Genomic DNA, 22,133 nt, shown 5'->3' with positions numbered 1-22,133 from the left:
GGAGGGGGCGGTTCGGGGAGCGCGTGTGCCACAAGGCGGCACGTGGCGGTTCAGCGCTTCAGCAGCGTGCGCAGATCCGCACTCTCGTCGGACAGGACGGCCGCGTCGACAGCGACACCGCGATCGACGATCCGCCGGGCGGCCTTGATGTCGCGTGGTCGGTCGATGGCGGCCGCGGCCACCAGCCGGTCGCCCAGCAGCCCGAAGACGGTGAAGGCGCCGTCGTCCGGAGCCCCGCGCAGCACGGTGCGCTCGGCGTCTGCCATGGTGCCGACCGCCTCCAGCCGGGAACCGTGCCGGTCGGACCAGAACCAGGAAGCGCCGAAGGACGGCAGGGGGCGGCCGAGGATGCCGTGGGCGGCGGCCTCGCCGTCGCGCTGGGCGGCCTCCCAGTGCTCATGACGGACCTTGTGCCCCTCGGGGCGGGCGACGTCGCCGACGGCGAAGACATTGGGGTGGCAGGTGCGCTGACCGGGGTGGACGACCACACCGTTGTCGACGTTCAGCCCCGCGGCCTCGGCCAGTTCCGTGGCCGGACGCATGCCGATGCCGACCACCACGGTGTCGGCGAGCACGGGTGCCCCGTAGCCGGTGAGGTGCAGCAGGACTCCAAGGTTGCCTGGACGGCGCTCGATGCATTCGACGCCGGCGGTCAGGACGGCGATGCCTTCGGCGGAGTGCCTCAGATGCAGTGCGTTCGCGATGTCGTCCCCGACCGCTGCGGTCAGTGGCACCGGTAGCGGGTCGATGAGGGTGACGCGGCAGCCCAGGGCGTGGGCGACGGCCGCGGTCTCCGCGCCGATCAGCCCGGCACCGATCACCGCCACCCGGGCGCCGGGTAGCAGCCGCTCCCGCAGCCGTTCGGCGTCATCCCAGGTGCGCAGCAGGTGTACGGCCGGGTCGTCGCCGCCCGGCACCGGCAGGGGGCGCGCGGTGCCGCCGGTGGCCAGCACGATCCGGTCGGCTGCGGCAAGCTCGCCGTCGGCCAGCTCCAGTCCGCCCTCGTGCGGGCGGATCGCCCGGACCGGGGCGCCATCGCGGAGTTCGATGCCCTGCTCGTCGTACCACTGCTCGGGCCGCAGCAGGACGTTCTCGCGGCGGGACTTGCCGAGCAGGACGTCCTTGCTGAGTGGCGGGCGGTCGTAGGGCAGCCCCCGCTCGGAGGAGTACAGCACGAGCTCGCCGTCGTAGCCCTGGGCGCGCAGCGCGTCGCAGGTCGAGACGGCGGCCAGGCCCGCGCCGACGACGGCGATACGCCGTGGCGCGCTCATGCTTCGGCCTCCTCGCCGGGGTGCAGCCAGACCTCACCCTCGCGCACCTCGACCCGGTGGGTGCGCTGGGCGAGGGTGGCGGGCATGCACTGCGGTTCGCCGGACTTGAGGCAGAAGCGGGCGCTGTGCAGCGGGCACTCGACCTCGCCGTCCTCGATCCAGCCGTCGGCGAGCGATGCCTGGCCGTGGGTGCAGGTGTCGTCGAGGGCGTAGTAGGCGCCGGCCTCGTGGAAGACGGCGATGGCGTCGGTATGGCCGGTGGTCTCGGCGGGCACCTTCAGCGCCTCGCCCTCCTCGATGTCGCCGACGGCGGCGACCCGGATGCCGGTGCCGGTGGTGCTCATGGGCTGTCCTCGGGGTTCTTCTCGGTGTTCTTCTCGTGCCAGGCGGGCGTGTTCATCAGGTCGCGCCAGCGGGCGTAGAAGCCGCGGGCGGCGCCGTCGCTGTAGAGGCGGCCGGTGCTGCCGGGGTGGACGCCGTCCTCGGCCTGAAGCCCCAGTCCCATCTGGTAGTTGAGCGTCATGGAGCCGGCCACGAAGCCGTGCGCGGTGGCCTGCACCTCGCTCCAGTTCTCGCCGTCGTCCTGCTCGAAGATGCCGCTCGGCCCGAACGTGCGCAGGTTGTAGATGCGTTGGGCGTCCTTGACCTCGTCCGGCATCGATTTGTCGACGATGGTCCAGGCCCAGACCTCCATCTTGTCCGGGCCCTTGGGGTGCCACACGCGGATGGAGCCGTTGACGGGCAGGTAGGAGAAGTTCGGGAAGACGGTGCCGTGCCCGGTGGTCATCGGCCCCTCGACCCGGGCGTCACCGAGCCGTTCGCGCAGCGCCTCGTAGTCGGTCCACTCGTGTACGACACGGTCGTCGAAACGGCTCTTGGGGTGGGTCGGAAAGCCGTGCCCGTGCCCCAGCGAGTCGGTGTACTGCCGGCCCGGCGTCTGCACGATCTCCGTCTTGGGGCCCTTACCGGTGGGCGACATGACCATCAGCGCGGAGGCGTGCGAGATGTTGACGTGGTACCAGTCGGAGGCGAACTGCTCGGCGGCCAGCTTCCAGTTGCCCTCCAACACCCACTTGTGCACCCCGCCGACGGCCTCGGTGCCCTCCGGGTCGTGGTCGAGCATCGCGTCCAGGTACCACGCCAGTCCGCCCAGCGCCTCCACCAGGGGCGGGGCCTCGGGGTTCCAGGTCGCGAAGACGAGTCCCTTGTACGTGTCGAGTTGCGCGACCTCGATCAGTCCCCACTGGTCCTGCTCGAAGTGGGCGGGGTAGTCCCCTCCGTTGGGGACGTTGATCAGCTTCCCGGAGGTGTCGTAGGACCAGCCGTGGTAGCTGCACGTGAACGCCTTCGTCGCCCCCGCGTCGGCGCGGCACACCCGCATGCCGCGGTGGCGGCAGGCGTTGAGGAAGGCACGCAGTTTCCGGTCCTTGCCCATGGTGACGATGACCGGGTCCTCGCCCATGTAGGTGGTGAAGAAGTCACCGGGCTTCGTGAACTGGCTCTCGTGCGCGAGGAACAGCCAGCTCGGCGCGAAAAGGCGGCGCAGCTCCTGCCGGTAGACGGCCTGGTCGCTGAAGATCGTGCGGTCGACCAGACCGCGGTCGAGGTCGAAGTAAGGGCTGACGTCGACGGCCGGCTCGGGTACGCGAGCCAGGCGGTCCGCCGACCGGGCGGGCGTGGTTGTCATCGCTGGGCCTCCTCGGGCCGGATCGGGCGCGCGCTGCGCCGCCATCGTGGGCTGGTGGTGCGGCGTGCGTTCATGTGCACACCCGAAGGGTCGGAGCGCTCCGGTTCACGCGGTGGCATGGCGGCTCCTCCGCATCCTTGGTGGTGGTTCATCGGACGGTCACGGCCGGTTCGGGCAGGCGGCCGGTGCCGGACCGCACGGCGAGCCGAGAGCCCGGTGTCAGGGGGACGCCGGCGTGCACAGACCCGGTGAAGCAGCAGCTCGCCCGGATGGAGAGCGCTGCCGTGCGCGTGGAGCGTCCGGGCCGGCCAGGCCACGGCCCGAAGCGGATCGCCGAGGACTTCGGCCCCCAGGCCAAGCGTGACGCGCTCCCCGTCGGCGCACAGCCCGACGCACTCGTCCCGGAGCACCGTGAGCAGGTCGTCCGTGGCGTCGACGGAACGGCCGACGGCGACGCGCGCCGAGGAGGCGTTGTCGTCGACGGTGTCGGCCTGGGAGACGCGCCAGTCGGTGATGCGGCTGTCGATGATCTCCATGGTCGGCGCCACCTGGGAGACGGCCGCCCGGACCTCCGCGTCCGTCACGCGGGGTCCGGACAGCCGCCGGCCGAGGACCAGACCGACCTCTGCCTCGGCTCGCGGGGTGATGAGCTCCCGCGTGTCGATGGTGCCGCCGTCCGGGATCACCATCGACTGGAACAGGGTCCCGAAGCTCGCTTCGGGCAGGCCGAGTTGCTCGCGCATCGGCAAGGACGTGAGGCCCACCTTGCGTCCGGCGAGGTGCTCACCCGCCGCGAGACGGATCCGTACGTTGGCCTCCTGCGCGGCGTAGGCGACGGCCAGGTCCAGGTCCTCGTACTCCTCGGTGAGTGGTGCGACGGGAATCCTCCCCCAGCCTTCGGCCGGGAGGTGCCCCCAGGCCTCGGCACGCCGCAGCAACGCCGCCAGCTCCTCGACGAGCTGTGCGTCGGGGGAAGCCGGGGCGGCGAGGACGGCGGTCGTGGCCACTGTGGCGTGTCGCTGCATGGCCACAGCAGACGCTGCTCCCGGCCGCCGTGCCCAGCCACCGTGCCGAGATACGGCACGGGGTGACGATCGGATCCGTCACGCAGGGGCAAGCGGGGTCCCCGGTGTTTTACAACGACGAAACGATCTATTAAGCTGGACGTGCGTCCATTTTAATGGCCACCCTGGATCCCCATCGGAGCCCGCCATGCCACTCCCTTCCTCGCCTTCCGCGCAGCCCTCAGCCACGGCGACCGGCGAGCCCGACCAGCAGACCGCTGTCGACAAGGCGCTCTTCCTCCTGAAGTCCCTCGCCGAACTGGACGGGGAAATCGGCGTGAGCGAGCTGGCCCGGCGGACACGGCTGACCAAGTCGACCACCTTCCGACTTCTGGGCATCCTCCACCGCAACGACCTCGTGGAACGTGTCGGCAGCAACTACCGGCTGGGATCCCAGCTCTTCGACATCGGCGTACGGGTCTACGGCCCCAATCCCCCGCTCCTGCAGGAATGCCTGATGCCGCATCTGGCGGACCTGTACGAGATGACCCACGAGACCGTGCACCTGGCCGTACTGCACGACACCGACATCGTGTACGTCAACAAGATCCAGGGCCACCGAGCGACCCGCTCCCCCTCCCGGATCGGCGCCCGCCTGCCCGCCTACTGCACCGGCGTCGGCAAGGCCCTCCTCGCCTTCGACCACGACGCCATCGACGCCGCGATCGCCGACGGACTCGCGGCACGCACTGAGTACACCTGCACCGATCCCGACCGTTTCCGGTCCGAGCTGCGCCGCATCCGCCGGGACGGCGTCGCCTACGACCGCCAGGAAGCTGTTCCCGGCCTCACCTGCGTCGCCGTACCGATCATGGGTTCGGCCGGGCGACCCGTGGCCGCCTTCTCCGTCGCGAGCGCCGACCGCCGCTTCGAGCCCGCCCGGTTCGCGCCGGCTCTGCGACGGGTGGCCTACGAGGCGGCACGCGCGGTCAACGCGGCCACAGCAAGCCGGCAGGCGGCCCCCTCGCGGCTCGACAATCTATCTGCGGCTTGACCCTGGCACGAGAGCCCACAGGCCACCCACCTGGACGGCGACCCCGGTGTGCGGCACCGAGGTCGCCTCACGGACGGGCCGGGCCCAGCGGAGTGGCCTGATCCCGTCCAAGTTCACCGCTGTCCTTGCCAGGAGTGGTCAGCGGCGATGTCGCCCCCGACGTCCACCGGCGGCTGACGCCAGCATTCCGGGTCGGCGCCTACCGCGGCGAGAACACGTGCCGGAAGACGGCACAGCGCATCCTGATCAGCGCCGGACGCCGCCCCGCCCCGTTACCGGTAACGGCCCTTCAGGGCTGGGAGCGCGTGCGGGACGGCTAGGGCTCAGTAAGTCGAACTCACGCACGGAGCACGACGTCTAAGGGCGATCAGGCAGTCATCCCGCAGAGGGGAGCGGTCAGCCTGATCCGGCGTCTCCGACTGCGCGCAGCCCATGAAGGAACAGGTCGAGGAACCGGTCACGGACTGCGTGCGTGTTCATGCCGCGGAGGCGGGCGATGTGCGTGCTGAACCCGCCGATCGACGCCGCGAAGGTCTCCGCGGCCACGGAGCGGTCGATGTCGCTGCGGAGTTCGCCGCGCACCTGGGCGTCGCGGAGGACGTCCTCGATGACGGCCAGCGGCTGGTCGATGCAGTCGCGCTGGAACGTCGCGTAGAGCTCGGGGTGGTCGGGGAATTCGAAGCTGCAGCGAGCTCCGATCAGCCAGCGGGGGCTGTCGAGATGCTCGGCCATGGCGTCGTAGAGAAGCCGTATGTCCTCTTCGAGGCTGCCCGTACACGGCGGGTCGAGCCGCACGGACAAGGTGGCCAGGCCGGCCAGGATGAGATCGTCGCGCTCGGGCCAGCGCGAGTAGAGGGTTCGTTTGGCGACCTTGGCACGCGCGGCGATGGAGTTGATACGGAAGCCTGCGATGCCGACCTCGGCGAGTTCGTCCACGACCGCCTGGATTATGCGCTCATCCGCACCCGGGTCGCGAGGCCGTCCGGGCTTCGCCGCCGCCGGTGACGTGCTTGCCATGCATGTCCCTTCCAGGTCTGCTCGCGGTCCAGTTTCTCAGGTGGCCCAGATCGAAAGCCAGTGCCGGGCTTCGCCCGTGTCCCTTTTCACTACCGAAACGGTTTCGTATTCATGCTTCCTCGGGATAGATTTTCCTCGCACGGAACGGTTCCGTTCGAGGGAGTCGCTGATGTTGACGGAGGCCGAGCGCAAGACGTCAGCAGCCTCGGAGGGGCCGGACCGCGCGAGGCCGCGTAGCCGGATAACGCCCGAGCGCGAGGCAGAGATATGCGAGGTCGTGCTCGATGTGCTGCGGGAATCCGGTTACGAGGCCCTGACCATGGACGCCGTGGCCGCCCGGGCCCAGTGCAGCAAGGCCACCCTTTACCGCCAGTGGACGGGCAAGCCGGAGCTGGTCGCTATGGCGCTACGCCATCAAAAGCCCGCCACCCTTTCCCGTGTCGACACCGGATCCCTGCGAGGTGACTTCCGGGCGATGGTGGCGCAACTGGACGACCGGCAGATGATGAAGAACGCCTCGCTCATGCGCGGCCTCGTCCAGGCCGTGCACACCCATCCCGATCTGTTCCAAGCGCTGCGTGACCTGCTCGTACACCCGGAGCTGACGGGACTCGACAAAGCGCTCGCCCGGGCGGTCGAGCGGGGTGAGATCAGCGCGGCCTCGCCGACCCTGACCTACGTGCCACACATGCTCCTCGGTGCCCTGATCGCCCGTCAGTTGATCGAGGATAAGTCGGCCGATCGAGCCTTCGTGAGCCATTACCTCGACGCCGTTGTCCTCCCCGCCCTCGGCGCCTGAACCGCCGCACAACGGCGTATAGCACAACAAGCGTCGTGCAGCGCCACAGCGCCCCTCGCGCCCCACCTGACGTGCGCCACTCTCGTACGGTGGGCGCTTCTCGCCGTCGTCGCCGTAATGCACTATCGCGATGCGGCCGATACCGGTTCGTATTCGGGACACCGCCGGCACAGTCGACTGAAGCGAGTCTGAGCCTGTCGGCGGTCAGGCATGCCGAGTGCGACAGCAATCTGCTCCAACGTCTGCCCATGAGCACGGGCCTGATCAATGAGCCCGGGTGGCTGCGACGTGGAGCATCGGCCCGGATGACTCGCGATCTCCCTCCACCTGGCGTTGTGCCAGGCGGCGGGCCGCCTGGATCGCGACATCGTCACTGCCCGGATCGTATCGGCGCGCGCCCGCCCGCTCTGTAGGTGTTTGCACTCCTCAGGCTTGGCGCCGCGCCGCCAACATCGGATCGTCCCCCACCGACAGGCAAGCGCCCTCGACACTCAGCCGAGACCTCTTCGCCCCGAGGCCGTTCCGTGCGACGCCGGTGCTGCTCCGCGAGCAGCTGCTGCCGCATCTCGCGGACCTGTACGAGCTGACGCACGAGACCGTGCACCTGGCGGTCCTGCGTGGCACCGACATCGTGTACGTCAACAAGATCCAGGGCCACCGGGCGACCCGCTCCCCCTCCCGGATCGGCGCCCGCCTGCCCGCCTACTGCACCGGCGTCGGCAAGGCCCTGCTCGCCTTCGACCCCGACGCGGCCGAGGCTGCCCTCGGCCGGCCTCCCGGCCCGCACCCAGTACACCCTCGCCGACCCGCGACGGTTCCGTGAGGAGCTGCGGCGCATCCGCCAGGACGGCATCGCTTACGACCGGCAGGAAGCCGCCCCCGGTCTGACCTGCGTCGCAGTGCCGATCATGGGTGCCTCCGGACGTCCGGTGGCGGCGCTCTCGGTCGCCGGCGCCCACCACCGCTTCGAGCCGTCCCGATACGCCCCGGCCCTGCGCCGCGTGGCCTTCGAGGCGGCACGCGCCCTCACCGCGGCGAAGGGACGCCAAGCGGCAGCGCCGTACGACGTGAGCAGGCCGTCGGCGGCCTGAGCGGACCGCCGGCGCCCCCGGCATGCGCGGCACCGAGGTCACCGGGCAGGCGGATCGGACACGCCGACCCGGCCGATCCGCCTGCCGTGCCGTCGCGGACTGTCCGGCCCCACCCGTTTGTGGATGGATCCCGGTCTCCGACATGACCACCCCTGGACGCGGAGAACGGCGGCCGGCCAGGCGTGTGTCCAAGAGCACCACGGTTTATGCCCGGACGCTCACGCCTGGCGGCCCCGGACCGCCCTGACGAGCGGCCGACCCCAGATTCCGCCCTGTCCCGGGGGTGGGCCAATCGGTTGTACCGAGGTGCGGCACACCAGGTGCGGCGAAGCTCAGCGTCTTTCGTTCCCGTGGGTCCGTGCCAGGTTCGTACCGCCGGTGCCGGGCTGGACGCGCGGCACGCTCACCACGATGTGCACCAGGCTCTCGTCCGCCAGTGACTCGTACACGTGGGGCCGGTCGCCCGGATAGCGCGCGAAATCCCCCTCGCCAAGCTCCAACGGGCTGTCGACAGGCCCCACGCGTACCTTGCCGCTGATGACGTAGAGGTGCTCCAGTGTGCCCACCGGGTGCGGTTCGGACGGCATGTCCGCACCGTCGCTGTGCCGGCCGATGCGCACCACGTAGTTCTCGATGACACCTGAGCCGTAGATGTGGTCGAGCGACCGTGACTCGTACCTTCCGTGCTGCTCCCAGACGACCTCGTCGCCCCGCTGCACGTTGATGACCTGTTCCCGCTCGGCGACCAGCCGGGTTACCGGCACGCCGAGGGCCGTGGCGATGGAGAACAGGGTGTCGACCGTGGGGTTGCCCGTGCCCTGTTCCAGATTCGACAGCGTCTGTTTGGCCAGCCCCGCCCGGCGGGCCAGCTCGGCCAGGGACAGGCCGCGCTGCTCCCTGAGAAGGCGCACATTGCGCGCGACTACGGCGTTTCCTTGTGACACACGGCCACTCTACGAGCTGCGGTCGGCGTCCTCCGCGCCGCCCGCCATTCGGAGATGGGCCAGCAGCGCCGCTCCGACGGCCTGTGGCTCTTCCACGGCGAGATGACCTGTATCGACCGTCACCAGCTTCGCCCCGGAAATCCCCTCGGCTAGTTCCCTGGCATGTGGCAGGGGTGTGGCGGTGTCCTGGGAGCCATTGAGCACGAGCGTGGGGGCGGTGATCCTTCTCAGGTCGCGCCGAACGTCGTAGGCGGCAAGGGCGTCGCAGCAGGCGGCGTAGCCGATCGGGTCGGCGGTGGCGAGGTCCTGCAGGAACGTCTTCCCGAGGGAGGTCGCGGCTGTGCCGGGATCGGCGAACCAGCGGCCGGGCATGGCCTCGAGCAGGGCGCCGGTTCCCTCGCGTCGTACGAGAGCGGCGCGCTCCTGCCAGAACTGCGGCGGGCCGAAGTACGCCGAGGAACAGACCAGCGCCAGCGAGGCGATGTGGTCCGGCTGATGCAGTGCGAGGTGCACCCCCACACCGCCGCCGAGCGAGATGCCGGCGTAGTGGAACCGGTCCCGGCCCTGGTGGGCGACGAGGTCCAGGACCATGTGGGCAAGGTCGCCGACTGTCGTACGGCCGGGATTGTGATCCCGGACGAGATCGCTCGGCGAGCCGCCATGCCCTGGAAGGTCGTAGCACAGCACGCGGTGGCTCTCGGCAAGCACCGCCACATGGGGTTCCCATACGGTCGTCGACGTGCCGAGCGAGGGTCCCAGGACGAGCAGCGGCGCGTCGACGGGACCGAGCACCCGGTGATGCAGCAGAGGGCGGCGTTTCACTGCGGCTCCTGTGGAGGTTCTCAGCGTTCGAGGAGGAGGGCGAGGCCCTGGCCTACGCCGATGCAGAGGGTTGCGATGCCGGTGCCACTGCCCCGGCGGGCGAGCTGGTGAGCGACCGTGCCGGCGAGGCGGGCGCCAGAGGCGCCGAGGGGGTGGCCGAGGGCGATGGCGCCGCCCTGGGGGTTGAGGACCGCCGGGTCGAACTCGGGCCATTCGGCGAGGCAGCCGAGGACCTGGGCGGCGTAGGCTTCGTTGAGTTCCAGGACGTCGAGGTCGGCGAGGGTCTTGCCGGCCTTGGCCAGGGCGCGGTTGACGGCCTCGACTGGGGCAAGTCCGAAGTAGTGCGGGTCAATTGCCGATGTGCCGCTGGCGCTCACGCGGGCGAGCGGCTCGCGACCGGTGGCTTTCAGGCCCTCCTCGTCGACCAGCAGTAGGGCTGCCGCGCCGTCATTGAGGGGTGAGGCGTTGCCCGCGGTGATCGTGCCGTTCTCGGCGCGGAAGGACGGCTTGAGCTTGGCCATCGCCTCCAGCGAGGCGCCCGGCCGGACGCCCTCGTCGCGGTCGAAGGAGACCGGGTCGCCCTTGCGTTGCGGGATGGTGACGGGGACGATCTCGGCGTCGAACAGGCCCTGTCGCTGAGCTGCGGCGGCCTTGCGGTGGCTGTGCAGGGCGAACTCGTCCTGCTGCTCGCGGCTGATCTTGTGCTTGTCGGCGATGAGCTCGGCGGACTCGCCCAGAGGGATGGTCCACTGCGGGTCCATCCTCGGGTTGACCATGCGCCAGCCGAGGGTGGTGGAGTACAGCTCGGCGTGCCCGGCCGGGAAGGGCCGGTCGGACTTGGGCAGCACGTAGGGCGCGCGGGTCATGGACTCCACCCCGCCCACCACGATGACGCTCGCGTCTCCGAGCGCGATCGCCCGGTAGCCCTGGATGACGGCTTCGAGGCCGGAGGCGCACAGCCGGTTGACGGTCACCCCCGGCACGGAAGTGGGCAGTCCGGCGAGCAGGGCGGCCATGCGGGCGACATTGCGGTTCTCCTCGCCGGCGCCGTTGGCGTTGCCGAAATACACGTCGCCTATGACGGCCGGGTCCAACTCGGGGGTTTGGCCCAGGAGTTGTCGGATGACGTGGGCGGCCAGGTCGTCGGGGCGGACGGCGGCGAGGGCGCCGTTGTAGCGGCCGATCTGGGTGCGCACCGCGTCCACGATGTAGACGGTCTTCATGTCAGGCGAGGCCCTCCGGGACGATCAGCTTGGCATCGGTCCGGGCGGTGATCTCCTCGACGGAGATGCGCGGCGCGGTTTCGACGAGGACCAGTCCGTCGTCGGTGACGTCGAGGACGCCGAGGTCGGTGATGATCCGGTTCACGCACGCCCTGCCGGTGAGCGGCAGGGCGCATTCGGTGAGGATCTTCGGGCTGCCGTCCTTGGCGGTGTGGGTCATCACCACGATCACTTGTCGGGCGCCGTGGACCAGGTCCATCGCCCCGCCGATCCCGGTCACCAGCTTTCCCGGGATGGCCCAGTTGGCCAGGTCACCGCGCTCGGAGACCTGCATCGCGCCCAGCACGGCGACGTCGATGTGCCCGCCGCGGATCATGGCGAAGGAGAGCGCCGAGTCGAAGAAGGAGGCGCCGGGCAGGACGGTGACCGTCTCCTTGCCGGCGTTGATCAGATCCGGGTCGACCTGGTCCTCGGTGGGGTAGGGGCCGGTGCCCAGGATGCCGTTCTCCGACTCCAGCACCACCTCCACGTCATCGGGCAGGTAGTTGGGGATCAGTGTGGGCAGTCCGATGCCGAGGTTGACGTACTGCCCGTCCTTCAGGTCGCGGGCGGCGCGAGCGGCCGTCTGTTCGCGAGTCCAGGCCATCTAGGGGCTCACCGTCCGCTGCTCGATCTTCTTGTCCGCCGCCTGCTGAGGGGTGAGCGCGACGATGCGCTGCACGAAGATGCCCGGCAGATGCACTGCATCGGGGTCGATCGCGCCGGGTTCGACCAGTTCCTCCACCTCGGCGATGGTGATGCGCCCGGCCATCGCCGCCAGCGGGTTGAAGTTGCGGGAGGACTTGTTGAACACCAGGTTTCCGTGCCGGTCTCCGCGGGCCGCGCGCACCAGGGCGTAGTCGGTGCGGATGCCGCGCTCCAGGACGTACTCCACGCCGTCGAACTCCCGCACCTCCTTCGGCGGCGAGGCCAGCGCGACGCCGCCGGAACCGTCGTAGCGCCAGGGCAGCCCACCCTCGGCGACCTGCGTGCCCACCCCGGCCGGGGTGTAGAAGGCGGGGATCCCGGCGCCCCCGGCACGCAGCCGCTCGGCCAGCGTGCCCTGGGGGATCAGTTCCACCTCCAGCTCCCCGGCCAGGTACTGGCGGGCGAACTCCTTGTTGGCGCCGATGTAGGAGCCGGTCACCCGGGCGATCCGGCCCGCGGCCAGCAGGACCGCGAGACCGGATTCCAGGGCGCCGCAGTTGTTCGACACCACGCTCAGCCCGCCGACCCCGCGCTCGTACAACGCCTGGATGAGCACGTTCGGCACACCGCTGAGCCCGAACCCGCCCACCGCCAGCGAGGCACCCTCCGGTAGGTCGGCCACCGCCTCGTGGGCGGTGGCCACCGTCTTGTCCATCAGGCCACTTCCACGCCGGCCGCGAGGTCGGACGGGTGCTGGGCCAACGGGATGACCTCGACGCTCATGTAGGGGAAGAGCGGCAGGTTCCACAGGATCCGGTGCAGCGCCTCGTTGTCGGCGACGTCGAAGACGCTGATGTTGGCGTACTGGCCGACGCACCGCCAGATGTGCACCCACTCACCGGTCTTCTGCAGTTCCTGGCAGTAGGCCTTCTCCCGGGCCACCAGGTCCGCGCGTACCTCGGGGTCGAGGTCCCGCGGAATCTCCACGTCCATGCGCACCGCGAACAGCATCGCGTTTCCTCCGGTCCTTCACTGTTGCGGCGCGAGCTCGAGGTCGTAGTGGACCTCGTGCCCGTTGCCGTCCGCCGCCGGGGCGGGGTCGAGGACCAGCTCGGGCTTGACGGCGGAGGCGATGTCATCGGTGACGTGCTCGCCGCCGCGGAAGTACAGCTGGGTGGTGAGCGGCTGGTGGCCGGGTGCGCTGACCTTCAGGTGGAGGTGGGCGGGGCGCCACGCGTGCCAGCCGGCGGCGGCGATCAGCTTGCCGCAGGAGCCGTCCGTCGGAATCTGGTAGGGGGCCGGTTCGACGGTGCGGATACGGAAGGTGCCCTTCTCGTCGACCGTGACGCTGCCCCGCAGGTTCCACTCCGGGAGGTTCGGCGCGAACTGCGCGTACAGGCCGTCGGCGTCGGCCTGCCAGATGTCGACCAGGGCGCCGGGCAGCGGGGTGCCGTCGGCGCTGCGCACCTGGCCCTGGAAGACGAGGGGGGTACCGCTCTCGCCCTCACGCATGGGCAGGGTGGCGTCCGCAGACAGGGCCGGGGCGCCCGGCACGTAGTACGGCCCTTCGATGGTGCCCTTGCTGCCGGGGCGGGCCTCGTTGTTGACCTCCTCGACCACGTGCTCCACCCACACGTCGAGGAAGAGCGGCCACTCGCCGTCGAGGCCGACCTGGATCAGCCAGGCCTTGAGGGCGTCGTACTCGGCGTAGGTGACCTTGTGACGGCGGATCACGTCGTGCACCGCGGCCAGGACTTCCGAGGCGAGCGTGCTGACCCGCTCCTTGCTGCTGGCGGCCTCGCTGCGCTCTTTGGCCTGGAAACGCTCGGTCGCCGAGGCTCCCGAGGCAGCGGCGGTGGCCTTCTGTTCCGTGCTCTGCTGTGTGGTGACATCAGTCATGTCCGGCTCTCCTTCGAGCTGGTCGTCGAGTCAGATGTATGGGCGGTTCAAATGTCCTGGCGGTAGTGCTTCAGCTTGTTGTCGTCGATCTCGATGCCGAGGCCGGCGGCCGCGCGTACGCGGACCGTGCCGTTCTCGATCCGCAGCGGCTCGGCGAGCAGGTCGTCGGTCATGTCCAGGAAGTTGGACAGTTCCGCGGGGCGCCGCGCGGTGGTCTGGTAGGCGGCTCCGAACGCGGCGCTGCACAGGGAGCCGATCTGGCCGTCGATCTGGTTGCCCATCACCACGTCGACGCCCAGGCCCTCGCACTGGTGGACGATGCGCTGGGACTGGGTGAAGCCCGTGCGTGCCGTCTTCACGCTCACCCCGTGCGCCGCTCCGGCGAGGAGTTCGCGGGTGACCTCGGCGGGCCGGGTGGCGCTCTCGTCGGCGTACAGCGGGATGCTGCTGTGCTCGGCGAGCCAGCGCCGGGCGAGGACGTCGTCGGCCGGGCACAGCTCTTCGGCGAAGGTGAGGCCCACGTCCTCCAGCTCGCGCAGGGCGCGTGCCGATTCGGCCGCGGTCCAGCCCCGGTTGCCGTCGATGTAGAGCTCCACGTCCTCGCCGAGGGCTTCCCGCAGGGCGCGGGTGGCCTCGACGTCGTCCCGGTAGGGGCGGCGCCCGACCTTCACCTTGAAGGCGGTGATGCCGTACTCGGCGCGCAGTTTCTCGGCCTCGGCCACCATCTCGGCCGCCGGGGCGAAGCCGACCATGTGGGCGACCCGCATCCGGTCGGTGAACCCGCCGAGGAGCTCGGTCACCGACACGCCCAGCGACTGGCCTATGACGTCCCAGAGGGCCATGTCGAGGGCGGCCTTGGCGGTGGGGTTGCCGACCGTCCTGGCCAGCCGGGTCCAGATCGCCTCGCGGCGCAGCGCGGACTCGCCCAGGATTTGCGGGGCGAAGACGGTGTCGATGACGGCGATGATCGACGGCTGGGTCTCGCCGTAGGTGAAGGGGCGGGGTGGCGCCTCCGCCGTGCCGGTGATCCCGTCCTCGGTGTGGACGCGGACGAGTACGTGCTCGGCCGTGCCCACCTCTCCGCTCGCGAAGCGCAGCGCCTTGCGGTAGGGGATGGCGAACGGGATCGTCTCGATCCTGGTGATCTTCACGTCTGGTCCTTATCGGCGGATGAGCGGACTGCGCACGACGTGAGTGCCGGCAGCGCGGTCGGCTGCGTCGAAGAAGTCCTCCCGATAGATGTCACGTGGGAAGAGGCGCGCCTTCATCAGAGCCTTCAGCGTGTCGGCGACCATTGCCGGACTGCCGCAGACGTAGGCCACGTGGCCGGAGGCGCGGGGATAGTCCTCGGCCAGCAGGGCGGGGACTCGCCCGCTGCGGCCCTGCCAGCTGTCGCGGGAGAGGGCGGGGCGGTAGGTGAACCAGTCGTGCTCCGCCTGAAGCGTCTCGAACCACTCCGCGTCGTAGAGGTCCTCCTGGGCGGCGACGCCGTGGTAGAGCACCACCTCGCGCTCGGTGCCGGTCTCGACCAGGTGCCGGAGCATCGACACCATCGGTGCGAGACCGGTGCCGCCGGCCAGCAGCAGAACGGGTTCCTCGCGCAGCGGCCGGAAGGAGAACTGGCCGTACGGACCGGAGAGTGCGACCCGCTCCCCCGCACTCAGAGTCTTGAAGATCCAGCCGTCGGTGCACACCCCGCCCTCGGAACGCTTGATGTGCAGTTCGATACGACCGCCGTCGGCGGGGCTGCTGGCGATGGAGTACGGCCGCTGCTCGCCGCCGGGCACGTCCAGCAGGACGTACTGTCCCGGGTTGAACGCCAGCGGCTCGTCCAGCGTGATGACGACCCGCCGGACGTCCGGGGCGATGTCCTCGACGACGGTCACCTGGCCCGCCCGGTCCCGCACCGGGTGGATGTCCACGCCCTCCTCGACGTCCACCTCGCCCTCCACGACGAGATCGCCGCGGGGGCAGGCCACGCACAGCAGTGCGCAGCCCTCCTCACGTTCGCTCTCCAGCAGCGCGTACGGGGAGGCGTCACCGAGGTCGGCGTCGCCCTCGAGGATCTGTGCCTTGCAGGTGCCGCAGGTGCCGTGGGTGCACGCGTGTGGCAGCCAGATGCCCTCGCGCAGAGCGGCGTCCAGCACGGTCTGGTCCTCGCGGCACTCGATCTCCGCGCCGAGCGGCTCGATGCGGACGGTGTGAGTGGTCACTGCGGTTCTCCCTTGCCGGACCCGCGGGTGCGGGGCTTCTCGGGCAGCGCCTGCACCCGCGGGTGGATTGCGGTGGCCGCTCAGGCCGCGAAGCTGAGCAGAGCCTTGTGTCCGATGCCGAGGTCGGCCAGCGACTTGTCCTGCCCGCCGGTGAGCGGTTCGTCGAACAGCCGCCAGTCGGTGACTGACGCGGGGTCGAAGTCGGGGTCGGACGCGGCCCAGCCGTGCACCATCGAATCGACGAATTCCGCGAACGGCATGCTCTTCGGTACGCGGAAGCAGGCGGCCGAGCAGAACAGCGGGTTGCCCCGCCAGTGCACGTAGACCAGCTGGTCGTCGCCGAACACCTCGGCGCGGTCGGCCGACGGGAACTCGTAGTCGTAGAGCGCCTTGACCGTCATCTCACACCGCCTTGTCGTCGCCGTCGCTGTGCCACGCGGCCCAGGCGAGCTGGTCGGGCGAGCCGGTGTACTCGCCGTTGTCGCCCTCCTGGATGCCGTACCAGGCGAGCACATCGGGCACGGTGGGGCCGCCACAGTTGCCCTGGTAGATCTGGTGGACGGGGAGCCAGGCCTGGACGTACTTCTCCGGCTCCCGTTCGAAGATCCACTGACAGCCGTCGCTGCAGGTGTGGAAGGTCTCGTCGCGGAAGGTGCTGCGCCGGAAGGAGATCTGGGCCGAATTTCCGGGCTCGGTGAAGGCCATCGGAACTTGGCAGACCTGGCACAGCTGCGGCAGTCCTTGGAAGAACACCCGGCCGCCGTCGGCCTCGATCTTCCGGTGCTTCTCCCAGACCGGCCGGTAGACCTGGTCGAAGGAGTCCGGGTACTGCTCCGCCAGCCACGCCATGTGGGCCTCGTCGGGCGTCTTGGTGGTGAAGGCGGCGGCGAACGAGAAGTTGTGCAGGATCTTGTAGACCTGGTGCGAGAGGTGGTCCTTCTCGGCGATCGCGTCGTTCACGTGCCGGGGCGGCTGGATGCCGTAGTACTCCAGGTCGGGGAAGAGCCCGCCGAGCATCTGCTCCTCGAAGTACAACTCGAATGCCTCACGCCAGCTCATCACTGGCTTGGGCAGCATGTAGTCCATCATCCCCGCGACCAGCGCGGACATCCGGTACGCCCGCCAGAACCATTTGTCGATCCAGTCCTGGATGATCGGCACGTTGCCCTCGTCCTGCTCCAGCAGGAACTTGATGGCCTCCAGGCCCAGGGTCATGTGCCGGCTCTCGTCGGACTGGGCGGAGAAGCCGAACGACATGGTGGGCATGTCGCCGTTGAAGCTGGCGCCGCTCATGAACGGTACGAACAGCAGGTTGGTCAGCAGGTACTCGAAGCTGAACGAGATGGAGATGAGGAACTCGAACGGCCCGGCGGTCATCGCGTCGTCGAAGAGGGACTTGGGCACCGACAGGTACCAGACCCGGTCGTGCATCTTCGACCAGCTGTGGAAGCCGCCGTAGTACTTGTTGTAGTTGCTGATGGTGTGGATCTGCGTCTGGCAATGACGCAGTTCGTCCACGCTCTGGCACAGCGCCGCGAACCGGGGGGCCGGGCCCTCCAGATGGCGGGCCAGGTAGGCGAAGTGCCGGTGTGCCGCGTACTCCAGGGGCGTGACGCCCTGGATGAACAGCTTGATGGCGTTCAGGTAGCTGGCGTCCGACAGCGACAGGTGACCCTGGCTCTGGGCGAAGCCGTCCAGCACGGCGTACAGCCGCTTGTCCTTCTCGGCCTGGTACTTGTAGTAGGCGTCCACGGTCAGCCGGAAGGGGTCCTGCCAGCCGTCCCAGTCGTGGATCTTGATGCCCTCGTAGCGGGTGTGCGGAAAGAGTTGCTCACGGTCGACGTATCCCGGTTCCCAGTCCAGGTCGCGGGTGAGCAGCGCGTAGCGCTCCTTGAGCGGCAGCTTGCGGGCCGGCTTCGAGGCGGCTTTCTTCGTGGGCACGCTCATGTCAGTGCTCCCAACTCACGATGATCTGGTCGTCGTCCCACTCGGAGAAGGTGCCGGTGTAGGAGACGATGGCCAGTTGGAACTCGCCGGTCTCCCACTCCCGCCCAAGGCGGTTCTCGACGCTTTCGCGGTTGATGACGATCCGGCCCGCGGCCTGCAGCTTGACCAGGCCAGGAAGGTGACGGAGGGTCAGTTCGGGGTTGTCGTCCTTGATCGCCTCGATCAGGGCCCGGTTCTCCTCGGACTCCTGGAGGTCGATGGCGACCTGGCGCAGTGTTCCGGTGCTCATGCGGCGCCTCCGGTGGTCTTGGTCCATGCGGTGGCGTGGGCGTCGGCGAGGTCGCCGAGCACAGTGGTGCTCGCCGCCTGCGGGAGCGCCTGGTCGATCGCCTCGGTGAGGGACGCGACCGCGTCGCGTGCCCGGTCGGACCAGGTGGCGGCGATCCGGGTCAGGGCGGTGCGGTTGTCCTCGCCGTGTTCCGGGTCGTTCGCCCAGCAGGTGAGCAGCGCGTCCAGCCACTTGCGCTGGTCGGCGTACCACGTGGCCAGGTGCTGTGCGACGAGGCTGTAGGCGCCGGCCCCGCCGAGCAGCGCGGTCTCGTCGAGGTGCTGGTACAGCAGCGGGTAGACGAGTGAGTCGACGAGGTCGACGGCCAGCAGGCCCTCCGCCCAGTCCTCGACGACCATGATCTCCTCGGTCAGGCGGCGCAGTGGCTGGAGGTGCTCGCCGTCAAGCCATTGCCGCTTGGCCTCCTTGAGCGCCTCGGCGGTGCCGCCGCCGGCGGCGATCCCGGCCCGGGAGAGCATCTGCGCGTTGCCGATCCGGTCGAACGCGGCGAAGGTGCAGCACTGCTCCAGGGAGGTGCCGTAGGCGAAGCGGGCGCCGGAGACGCTCACCAGCTGGGCCCCGGATTCGTAGTGCCTGAGCGGGACGACCACCGAGGTCAGCACTGTGTGCCACGCCTCGGGCAGCTTCGCGAGCAGGTCGCGCGCCTCCAGGTAGCCCAGCGTCTTGCCGAACTCGTCGTGTAGCGCGGCCCGTTGGGTCACGTACGGCGTGTAGTAGTACTGGCGCGGATCGGTGTAGCTGTACGGATCCGTCAGCCGCAGGGCGGAGAACCGCTCGTCGTACAGCTCTCGGTCCTGCGCCCAGGTGGGCCGGTAGTGGAAGTTCTCCGTCGGCTCGACGTCGAGTGTCGCTTCGAGATAGCGGCTCGCCGGCTGGTCGCCGAGGCGGTCGATCACGTTCTGGTAGGTCTGGCGCCTCGGTTCGAGGACCCGGTAGCGCAGTTCGTATTGCACGAGCTTCTCCTGACGGGCTTCATCGGCATCAGGGACGGTTGCCGCGCTGTTTCAGCGGCGTACGGAGGCGGCGATCAGGCCGAGCAGGAGTGCCTGAAGCTCGTCCTCGCTGGTGAGCCGGCGCGGTACGTCGTCCGGGAGACTGGGGGCGGTGAGCCGGGCGACGGCGGTACGGCCGGACACGGCGGTCTCCACCCGGGCTTCGGCTTCGCCGCAGCCGATGGTGAATGACAGGCTTCCGGGGCCGGTCGCGTCCACCAGGGTGAAGGCGGTGCCGTGGTCCCGGAGGACCGTGTTCGCCTCGCAGATCAACTGCTCTGCGAGGGACCGGACGACGACCTGCGTGTCGGTGAGGACCGCCACCGGGCCGGCCTGGCTCGGCTCGGTCTCCGGCACGGGCGGTGGCGCCCCGTCGAGCAGGGACATCACGGAAATCATGAACGGCGTCATCGGGCGCTCCTTGGTCCGAGCCGACGTCCGCGGGGCCGCTCGGGCGGTGCGCCACTGCCGCGGCCTGCGGTTGCTCTGAGTGTTACAGCGCCGCAATGACGTGTGAAATATCGGTTACTAATGGATTGATATCCGGGGCGTCATGTTCAGAAGACGTCCTGCTCGATCTACCCGACGTCGAGCCGATCGAGCAGGGACGGGAGTGCCTGATGCCTACAGACCCATGTCCTTGGCGATGATCGTCTTCATGATCTCGCTGGTGCCACCGACGATCCGGTTGACGCGGTTGTCGGCGTACAGGCGGGCGATCGGGTACTCGTTCATGTAGCCGTAGCCGCCGTGCAGCTGGAGGCAGCGGTCGATCACGCGGTGGGCGACCTCAGTGCAGAAGAGCTTTGTGCTGGCGGCCTCGGCCGGGGTCAGCTCACCGGCGTCGAGGGCCTCCGTGGCGCGGTCGATCACGGCCTCGGCCGCGTCCACCTCGGCCTTGCAGGCGGCCAGCTCGAACTTGGTGTTCTGGAACGTGGCGACCGGCTTGCCGAAGACGACCCGATCCTGCACGTACTGCTGGGTGAACCGGACCGCGGCCTTGGCCTGCGCGTACGCGCCGTAGGCGATGCCCCAGCGTTCGGAGGCGAGGTTGTGGCCGAGGTAGTAGAAGCCCTTGTTCTCCTCACCGAGGAGGTTCTCGACGGGCACCTTGACGTCGACGAAGGCCAGCTCGGCGGTGTCGGAGGTCTTCATCCCAAGCTTGTCGAGCTTGCGACCGACCGAGTAGCCCTCGGACTTGGTGTCCACCACGAGGAGGGAGATGCCGTGGCGGCGGTCCTCGGCCGTCGGGGCGGCGGTGCGGGCGCAGACGATCACACGGTCGGCGTGCACGCCACCGGTGATGAAGGTCTTGGCGCCGTTGAGGACGTAGTGCGTGCCGTCCTCGGAGAGCTTGGCGGTGGTCTTCATGCCCGCGAGGTCGGAGCCGGTGCCCGGCTCGGTCATCGCGATGGCCCACATCTCCTCACCGGAGACGAACTTGGGCAGGTAGCGCTTCTTCTGCTCGTCGGTGGCGAGCATCTTGATGTACGGCAGGCAGAGGTTGACGTGGACGCCGGACCCGCCGAAGGTGATACCTGCGCGGGCCGTTTCCTCGTACTGGATGGCCTCGAACTTGTGGGTGGCCAAGCCCGCGCCGCCGTACTCCTCCGGCACGCTGATCCCGAACAGGCCCAGCTCGGCGAGCTTGTAGTAGAACTCGCGCGGCGCCTGGCCGGCGGCGAGCCATTCGTCGTGGACCGGAACGACCTCGGCCGCGATGAAGGCGCGGAGGGTCTCCCGGAACGCCTCGTGATCTTCGTTGAATACCGTACGGCGCACGGACATGCTCCTTCGTCAAGGCTCGCGACCGGCGGAGACCAGCGGACCGGCGAGCACACAGAGGGGACCAAGCATCTGACTAAGCGCTTGCTTTTTCGAGATTACCGGCCGGCCGTCGTGGCAGTACAGAGACGCACGACACGTCAGAGCAGGTCCGAGGCGTCAGCGGGCGGCAGGTCGGCCGCCGCCCAGCAGCCACCGCAGGCGGGGCATCACCCGGGCAAGCAGCGCGGAGTCCTCGCCCGCTCGGGTCGCGACGGCCAGCTCGACCTCCTCGGTCGTGCCCGACAGGGGCCGGTACGTGGCCCCCGTGATGTGCAGGTGCCGCACCGAGGCGGGCACGAGCGCGACGCCGAGCCCGCCGGCGACAAAAGCAACGAGAGTCGAGGTCTCGGCCACCTCCTGCACTGCCGAAGGATGGAAGCCCGCTCGCTGGCAGGCATCGAAGACGGCGTCGTACACCACCGATCGATGCTGGGAGGGGTAACAGATGAACGGTTCGGTCTGCAGCTCGGCCAGCGGCACGCTCTCCCGGTCGGCGAGTTCGTGCCCCTCCGGCAGCACGGCGATGAGCGGTTCCCGACGGAACACCAGGACGTTCAGCTCGGGGTCGCGTACCGGGGGGCGCAGGAAGGCGATGTCCAGGGACCGGTCGTGCAGCGCTTCCACCTGGCGTGGTGTCAGCATCTCCCCCTTGAGCTCCAGCTCGATCCCCCGGAACTCCTCGCGCAGCGCACGGGCCACCGTCGGCAGCAGCTCGTACGTCGCCGAACCGGTGAAACCGATGGCGAGTTTGCCGACCAAGCCGGAGGCGACGAGCCCTGCCTCGTCCGCGGTGGCGTCCACCGCGGCGAGGATGCCGCGCGCCCGCTCCAGGAACCGGGCACCGGCGGGTGTGAGTTCGACCCGGCGGGTCGACCGGGTCAGAAGTTGTACGCCGAGTTCCGTCTCCAGCTGTTTGATCTGCTGCGACAGCGGAGGTTGGGCGATGTGCAGACGTTCCGCGGCGCGCCCGAAGTGGCACTCCTCGGCAACGGCGACGAAGTACCGGATGTGCCGTAGCTCCATGCGGGGAGCATAAGGTGGCCGGTCGCGGCTCCCGGGCCCGTACCGCCTGATCAGTGGGGAAGGACGCGCAGGGCCTCCAGCGCCGCCCCGAGATCGGCCAGGGTGCGGGGGTCGGACAGGGAGCGACCGGTCAGTTCCTCGATCCGGCGCAACCGGTAACGGACCGTGTTCGGATGTAGGAACATCCGCTCGGCGGTGTCCTGTGCCCGGCCACCTGCGGCGAACCAGTGGCGGAGAGTCTCCAGGAGGCGCGTCCGGTCCTGCGGGGGCAGAACGAGCACGGG

At 69.5% G+C, this 22,133-nt stretch carries 26 protein-coding genes; 4 read left to right on the top strand and 22 right to left on the bottom strand.

Annotated features, from left to right (window positions below):
* Positions 1-50: 50 nt before the first annotated feature.
* From ACZ4RZ_RS15365 to ACZ4RZ_RS15350, 4 genes are read right to left on the bottom strand one after another with little or no spacing between them, the layout of a single operon-like run.
* Entirely contained in the window at positions 51-1,271 is a 1,221-nt protein-coding gene (locus ACZ4RZ_RS15365) for an NAD(P)/FAD-dependent oxidoreductase (RefSeq protein ID WP_467744858.1), read from the bottom strand.
* Positions 1,268-1,615: a bifunctional 3-phenylpropionate/cinnamic acid dioxygenase ferredoxin subunit gene (locus ACZ4RZ_RS15360; protein ID WP_467744856.1), complete on the bottom strand. Its 348-nt coding sequence runs from the start codon at positions 1,613-1,615 to the stop codon at positions 1,268-1,270. Before ACZ4RZ_RS15360 ends, ACZ4RZ_RS15365 begins: the two co-directional genes overlap by 4 nt.
* Positions 1,612-2,958 carry an aromatic ring-hydroxylating dioxygenase subunit alpha gene (locus ACZ4RZ_RS15355; protein WP_467744854.1) on the bottom strand — a complete coding sequence of 449 codons (1,347 nt, stop codon included), beginning with the start codon at positions 2,956-2,958 and terminating at the stop codon, positions 1,612-1,614. Before ACZ4RZ_RS15355 ends, ACZ4RZ_RS15360 begins: the two co-directional genes overlap by 4 nt.
* On the bottom strand, positions 2,955-3,983 hold the full coding sequence (locus ACZ4RZ_RS15350; protein ID WP_467744853.1) for a 2-keto-4-pentenoate hydratase: 1,029 nt from the start codon (positions 3,981-3,983) through the stop codon (positions 2,955-2,957). The genes ACZ4RZ_RS15355 and ACZ4RZ_RS15350 overlap by 4 nt, the downstream gene beginning before the upstream one ends.
* A gap of 187 nt (positions 3,984-4,170) precedes the next feature.
* On the opposite strand from ACZ4RZ_RS15350, the gene ACZ4RZ_RS15345 reads away from it, so the two are divergent.
* Positions 4,171-5,016: an IclR family transcriptional regulator gene (locus ACZ4RZ_RS15345; RefSeq protein ID WP_467744851.1), complete on the top strand. Its 846-nt coding sequence runs from the start codon at positions 4,171-4,173 to the stop codon at positions 5,014-5,016.
* A gap of 396 nt (positions 5,017-5,412) precedes the next feature.
* On the opposite strand, the gene ACZ4RZ_RS15340 is transcribed toward ACZ4RZ_RS15345, so the two are convergent.
* Entirely contained in the window at positions 5,413-6,033 is a 621-nt protein-coding gene (locus ACZ4RZ_RS15340; RefSeq protein ID WP_095855700.1) for a TetR/AcrR family transcriptional regulator, read from the bottom strand.
* Between the two features lie 169 nt (positions 6,034-6,202).
* Here ACZ4RZ_RS15340 and ACZ4RZ_RS15335 point away from each other — a divergent pair, with 169 nt between their 5' ends.
* From ACZ4RZ_RS15335 to ACZ4RZ_RS15325, 3 genes are all read left to right on the top strand, one after another.
* Positions 6,203-6,832 (top strand): TetR/AcrR family transcriptional regulator, encoded by a 630-nt coding sequence (locus ACZ4RZ_RS15335; protein ID WP_355953893.1) that lies wholly within the window; start codon positions 6,203-6,205, stop codon positions 6,830-6,832.
* Positions 6,833-7,367: 535 nt separating this feature from the next.
* Complete coding sequence (locus tag ACZ4RZ_RS15330) at positions 7,368-7,655, top strand: IclR family transcriptional regulator domain-containing protein (protein WP_467744849.1); 288 nt, start codon at positions 7,368-7,370, stop codon at positions 7,653-7,655.
* A complete protein-coding gene (locus ACZ4RZ_RS15325) occupies positions 7,591-7,923 on the top strand; it encodes an IclR family transcriptional regulator domain-containing protein (protein WP_467745064.1) in 333 nt (110 codons plus the stop codon). The genes ACZ4RZ_RS15330 and ACZ4RZ_RS15325 overlap by 65 nt, the downstream gene beginning before the upstream one ends.
* 332 nt (positions 7,924-8,255) lie before the next feature.
* Here ACZ4RZ_RS15325 and ACZ4RZ_RS15320 read toward each other — a convergent pair whose 3' ends face one another.
* From ACZ4RZ_RS15320 to ACZ4RZ_RS15240, 17 genes are all read right to left on the bottom strand, one after another.
* Entirely contained in the window at positions 8,256-8,867 is a 612-nt protein-coding gene (locus ACZ4RZ_RS15320; RefSeq protein ID WP_030928054.1) for a helix-turn-helix domain-containing protein, read from the bottom strand.
* A gap of 9 nt (positions 8,868-8,876) precedes the next feature.
* Positions 8,877-9,689: an alpha/beta fold hydrolase gene (locus ACZ4RZ_RS15315; protein WP_467744847.1), complete on the bottom strand. Its 813-nt coding sequence runs from the start codon at positions 9,687-9,689 to the stop codon at positions 8,877-8,879.
* Positions 9,690-9,709: 20 nt separating this feature from the next.
* The gene (locus tag ACZ4RZ_RS15310; RefSeq protein ID WP_467744845.1) at positions 9,710-10,912 is read right to left on the bottom strand and encodes a thiolase family protein; all 1,203 of its coding nucleotides are present in this window, start codon (positions 10,910-10,912) and stop codon (positions 9,710-9,712) included.
* Between the two features lies 1 nt (position 10,913).
* Entirely contained in the window at positions 10,914-11,558 is a 645-nt protein-coding gene (locus ACZ4RZ_RS15305; protein ID WP_467744844.1) for a CoA transferase subunit B, read from the bottom strand.
* Positions 11,559-12,314 (bottom strand): CoA transferase subunit A, encoded by a 756-nt coding sequence (locus ACZ4RZ_RS15300; protein ID WP_358978321.1) that lies wholly within the window; start codon positions 12,312-12,314, stop codon positions 11,559-11,561.
* On the bottom strand, positions 12,314-12,610 hold the full coding sequence (gene catC, locus ACZ4RZ_RS15295) for a muconolactone Delta-isomerase (RefSeq protein WP_099934617.1): 297 nt from the start codon (positions 12,608-12,610) through the stop codon (positions 12,314-12,316). The genes ACZ4RZ_RS15300 and catC overlap by 1 nt, the downstream gene beginning before the upstream one ends.
* 18 nt (positions 12,611-12,628) lie before the next feature.
* The gene (gene catA, locus ACZ4RZ_RS15290; RefSeq protein ID WP_467744843.1) at positions 12,629-13,498 is read right to left on the bottom strand and encodes a catechol 1,2-dioxygenase; all 870 of its coding nucleotides are present in this window, start codon (positions 13,496-13,498) and stop codon (positions 12,629-12,631) included.
* 47 nt (positions 13,499-13,545) lie between these two features.
* Positions 13,546-14,649, bottom strand: coding sequence for a mandelate racemase/muconate lactonizing enzyme family protein (locus ACZ4RZ_RS15285; protein WP_467744841.1), 1,104 nt, complete (start codon positions 14,647-14,649; stop codon positions 13,546-13,548).
* Between the two features lie 9 nt (positions 14,650-14,658).
* Positions 14,659-15,711 (bottom strand): 2Fe-2S iron-sulfur cluster-binding protein, encoded by a 1,053-nt coding sequence (locus ACZ4RZ_RS15280; RefSeq protein ID WP_099923658.1) that lies wholly within the window; start codon positions 15,709-15,711, stop codon positions 14,659-14,661.
* A gap of 80 nt (positions 15,712-15,791) precedes the next feature.
* Positions 15,792-16,112: a phenol hydroxylase subunit P4 gene (locus ACZ4RZ_RS15275; protein WP_467744840.1), complete on the bottom strand. Its 321-nt coding sequence runs from the start codon at positions 16,110-16,112 to the stop codon at positions 15,792-15,794.
* Position 16,113: 1 nt separating this feature from the next.
* Positions 16,114-17,658 carry a ferritin family protein gene (locus ACZ4RZ_RS15270; protein WP_467744839.1) on the bottom strand — a complete coding sequence of 515 codons (1,545 nt, stop codon included), beginning with the start codon at positions 17,656-17,658 and terminating at the stop codon, positions 16,114-16,116.
* Position 17,659: 1 nt separating this feature from the next.
* Entirely contained in the window at positions 17,660-17,947 is a 288-nt protein-coding gene (locus ACZ4RZ_RS15265) for an MmoB/DmpM family protein (RefSeq protein WP_467744837.1), read from the bottom strand.
* On the bottom strand, positions 17,944-18,960 hold the full coding sequence (locus ACZ4RZ_RS15260; protein WP_467744835.1) for a ferritin family protein: 1,017 nt from the start codon (positions 18,958-18,960) through the stop codon (positions 17,944-17,946). Before ACZ4RZ_RS15260 ends, ACZ4RZ_RS15265 begins: the two co-directional genes overlap by 4 nt.
* Before the next feature lie 51 nt (positions 18,961-19,011).
* Positions 19,012-19,410 (bottom strand): hypothetical protein, encoded by a 399-nt coding sequence (locus ACZ4RZ_RS15255; RefSeq protein ID WP_123979875.1) that lies wholly within the window; start codon positions 19,408-19,410, stop codon positions 19,012-19,014.
* A gap of 213 nt (positions 19,411-19,623) precedes the next feature.
* A complete protein-coding gene (locus tag ACZ4RZ_RS15250; RefSeq protein ID WP_467744833.1) occupies positions 19,624-20,781 on the bottom strand; it encodes an acyl-CoA dehydrogenase family protein in 1,158 nt (385 codons plus the stop codon).
* Between the two features lie 162 nt (positions 20,782-20,943).
* On the bottom strand, positions 20,944-21,849 hold the full coding sequence (locus ACZ4RZ_RS15245; RefSeq protein ID WP_467744832.1) for a LysR family transcriptional regulator: 906 nt from the start codon (positions 21,847-21,849) through the stop codon (positions 20,944-20,946).
* Positions 21,850-21,899: 50 nt separating this feature from the next.
* Positions 21,900-22,130, bottom strand: a complete 231-nt coding sequence (locus ACZ4RZ_RS15240; protein WP_467744830.1) for a PucR family transcriptional regulator — start codon at positions 22,128-22,130, stop codon at positions 21,900-21,902.
* Between the last annotated feature and the right edge of the window lie 3 nt (positions 22,131-22,133).

The organism is Streptomyces sp. NPDC027189 (genome assembly GCF_055566975.1).
The sequence above is the reverse complement of the archived record's forward strand: the minus strand, read 5'-3'. Positions and strand labels throughout refer to the sequence as shown.

Excerpts from the sequence above, each read along its gene's own strand:
- ACZ4RZ_RS15365 (WP_467744858.1), bottom strand. The coding sequence starts at position 1,271 with ATGAGCGCGCCACGGCGTATCGCCGTCGTCGGCGCGGGCCTGGCCGCC.
- ACZ4RZ_RS15360 (WP_467744856.1), bottom strand. The coding sequence starts at position 1,615 with ATGAGCACCACCGGCACCGGCATCCGGGTCGCCGCCGTCGGCGACATC.
- ACZ4RZ_RS15355 (WP_467744854.1), bottom strand. The coding sequence starts at position 2,958 with ATGACAACCACGCCCGCCCGGTCGGCGGACCGCCTGGCTCGCGTACCC.
- ACZ4RZ_RS15350 (WP_467744853.1), bottom strand. The coding sequence starts at position 3,983 with ATGCAGCGACACGCCACAGTGGCCACGACCGCCGTCCTCGCCGCCCCG.
- ACZ4RZ_RS15345 (WP_467744851.1), top strand. The coding sequence starts at position 4,171 with ATGCCACTCCCTTCCTCGCCTTCCGCGCAGCCCTCAGCCACGGCGACC.
- ACZ4RZ_RS15340 (WP_095855700.1), bottom strand. The coding sequence starts at position 6,033 with ATGGCAAGCACGTCACCGGCGGCGGCGAAGCCCGGACGGCCTCGCGAC.
- ACZ4RZ_RS15335 (WP_355953893.1), top strand. The coding sequence starts at position 6,203 with ATGTTGACGGAGGCCGAGCGCAAGACGTCAGCAGCCTCGGAGGGGCCG.
- ACZ4RZ_RS15310 (WP_467744845.1), bottom strand. The coding sequence starts at position 10,912 with ATGAAGACCGTCTACATCGTGGACGCGGTGCGCACCCAGATCGGCCGC.
- ACZ4RZ_RS15305 (WP_467744844.1), bottom strand. The coding sequence starts at position 11,558 with ATGGCCTGGACTCGCGAACAGACGGCCGCTCGCGCCGCCCGCGACCTG.
- ACZ4RZ_RS15300 (WP_358978321.1), bottom strand. The coding sequence starts at position 12,314 with ATGGACAAGACGGTGGCCACCGCCCACGAGGCGGTGGCCGACCTACCG.
- catC (WP_099934617.1), bottom strand. The coding sequence starts at position 12,610 with ATGCTGTTCGCGGTGCGCATGGACGTGGAGATTCCGCGGGACCTCGAC.
- catA (WP_467744843.1), bottom strand. The coding sequence starts at position 13,498 with ATGACTGATGTCACCACACAGCAGAGCACGGAACAGAAGGCCACCGCC.
- ACZ4RZ_RS15275 (WP_467744840.1), bottom strand. The coding sequence starts at position 16,112 with ATGACGGTCAAGGCGCTCTACGACTACGAGTTCCCGTCGGCCGACCGC.
- ACZ4RZ_RS15270 (WP_467744839.1), bottom strand. The coding sequence starts at position 17,658 with ATGAGCGTGCCCACGAAGAAAGCCGCCTCGAAGCCGGCCCGCAAGCTG.
- ACZ4RZ_RS15265 (WP_467744837.1), bottom strand. The coding sequence starts at position 17,947 with ATGAGCACCGGAACACTGCGCCAGGTCGCCATCGACCTCCAGGAGTCC.
- ACZ4RZ_RS15255 (WP_123979875.1), bottom strand. The coding sequence starts at position 19,410 with ATGACGCCGTTCATGATTTCCGTGATGTCCCTGCTCGACGGGGCGCCA.
- ACZ4RZ_RS15245 (WP_467744832.1), bottom strand. The coding sequence starts at position 21,849 with ATGGAGCTACGGCACATCCGGTACTTCGTCGCCGTTGCCGAGGAGTGC.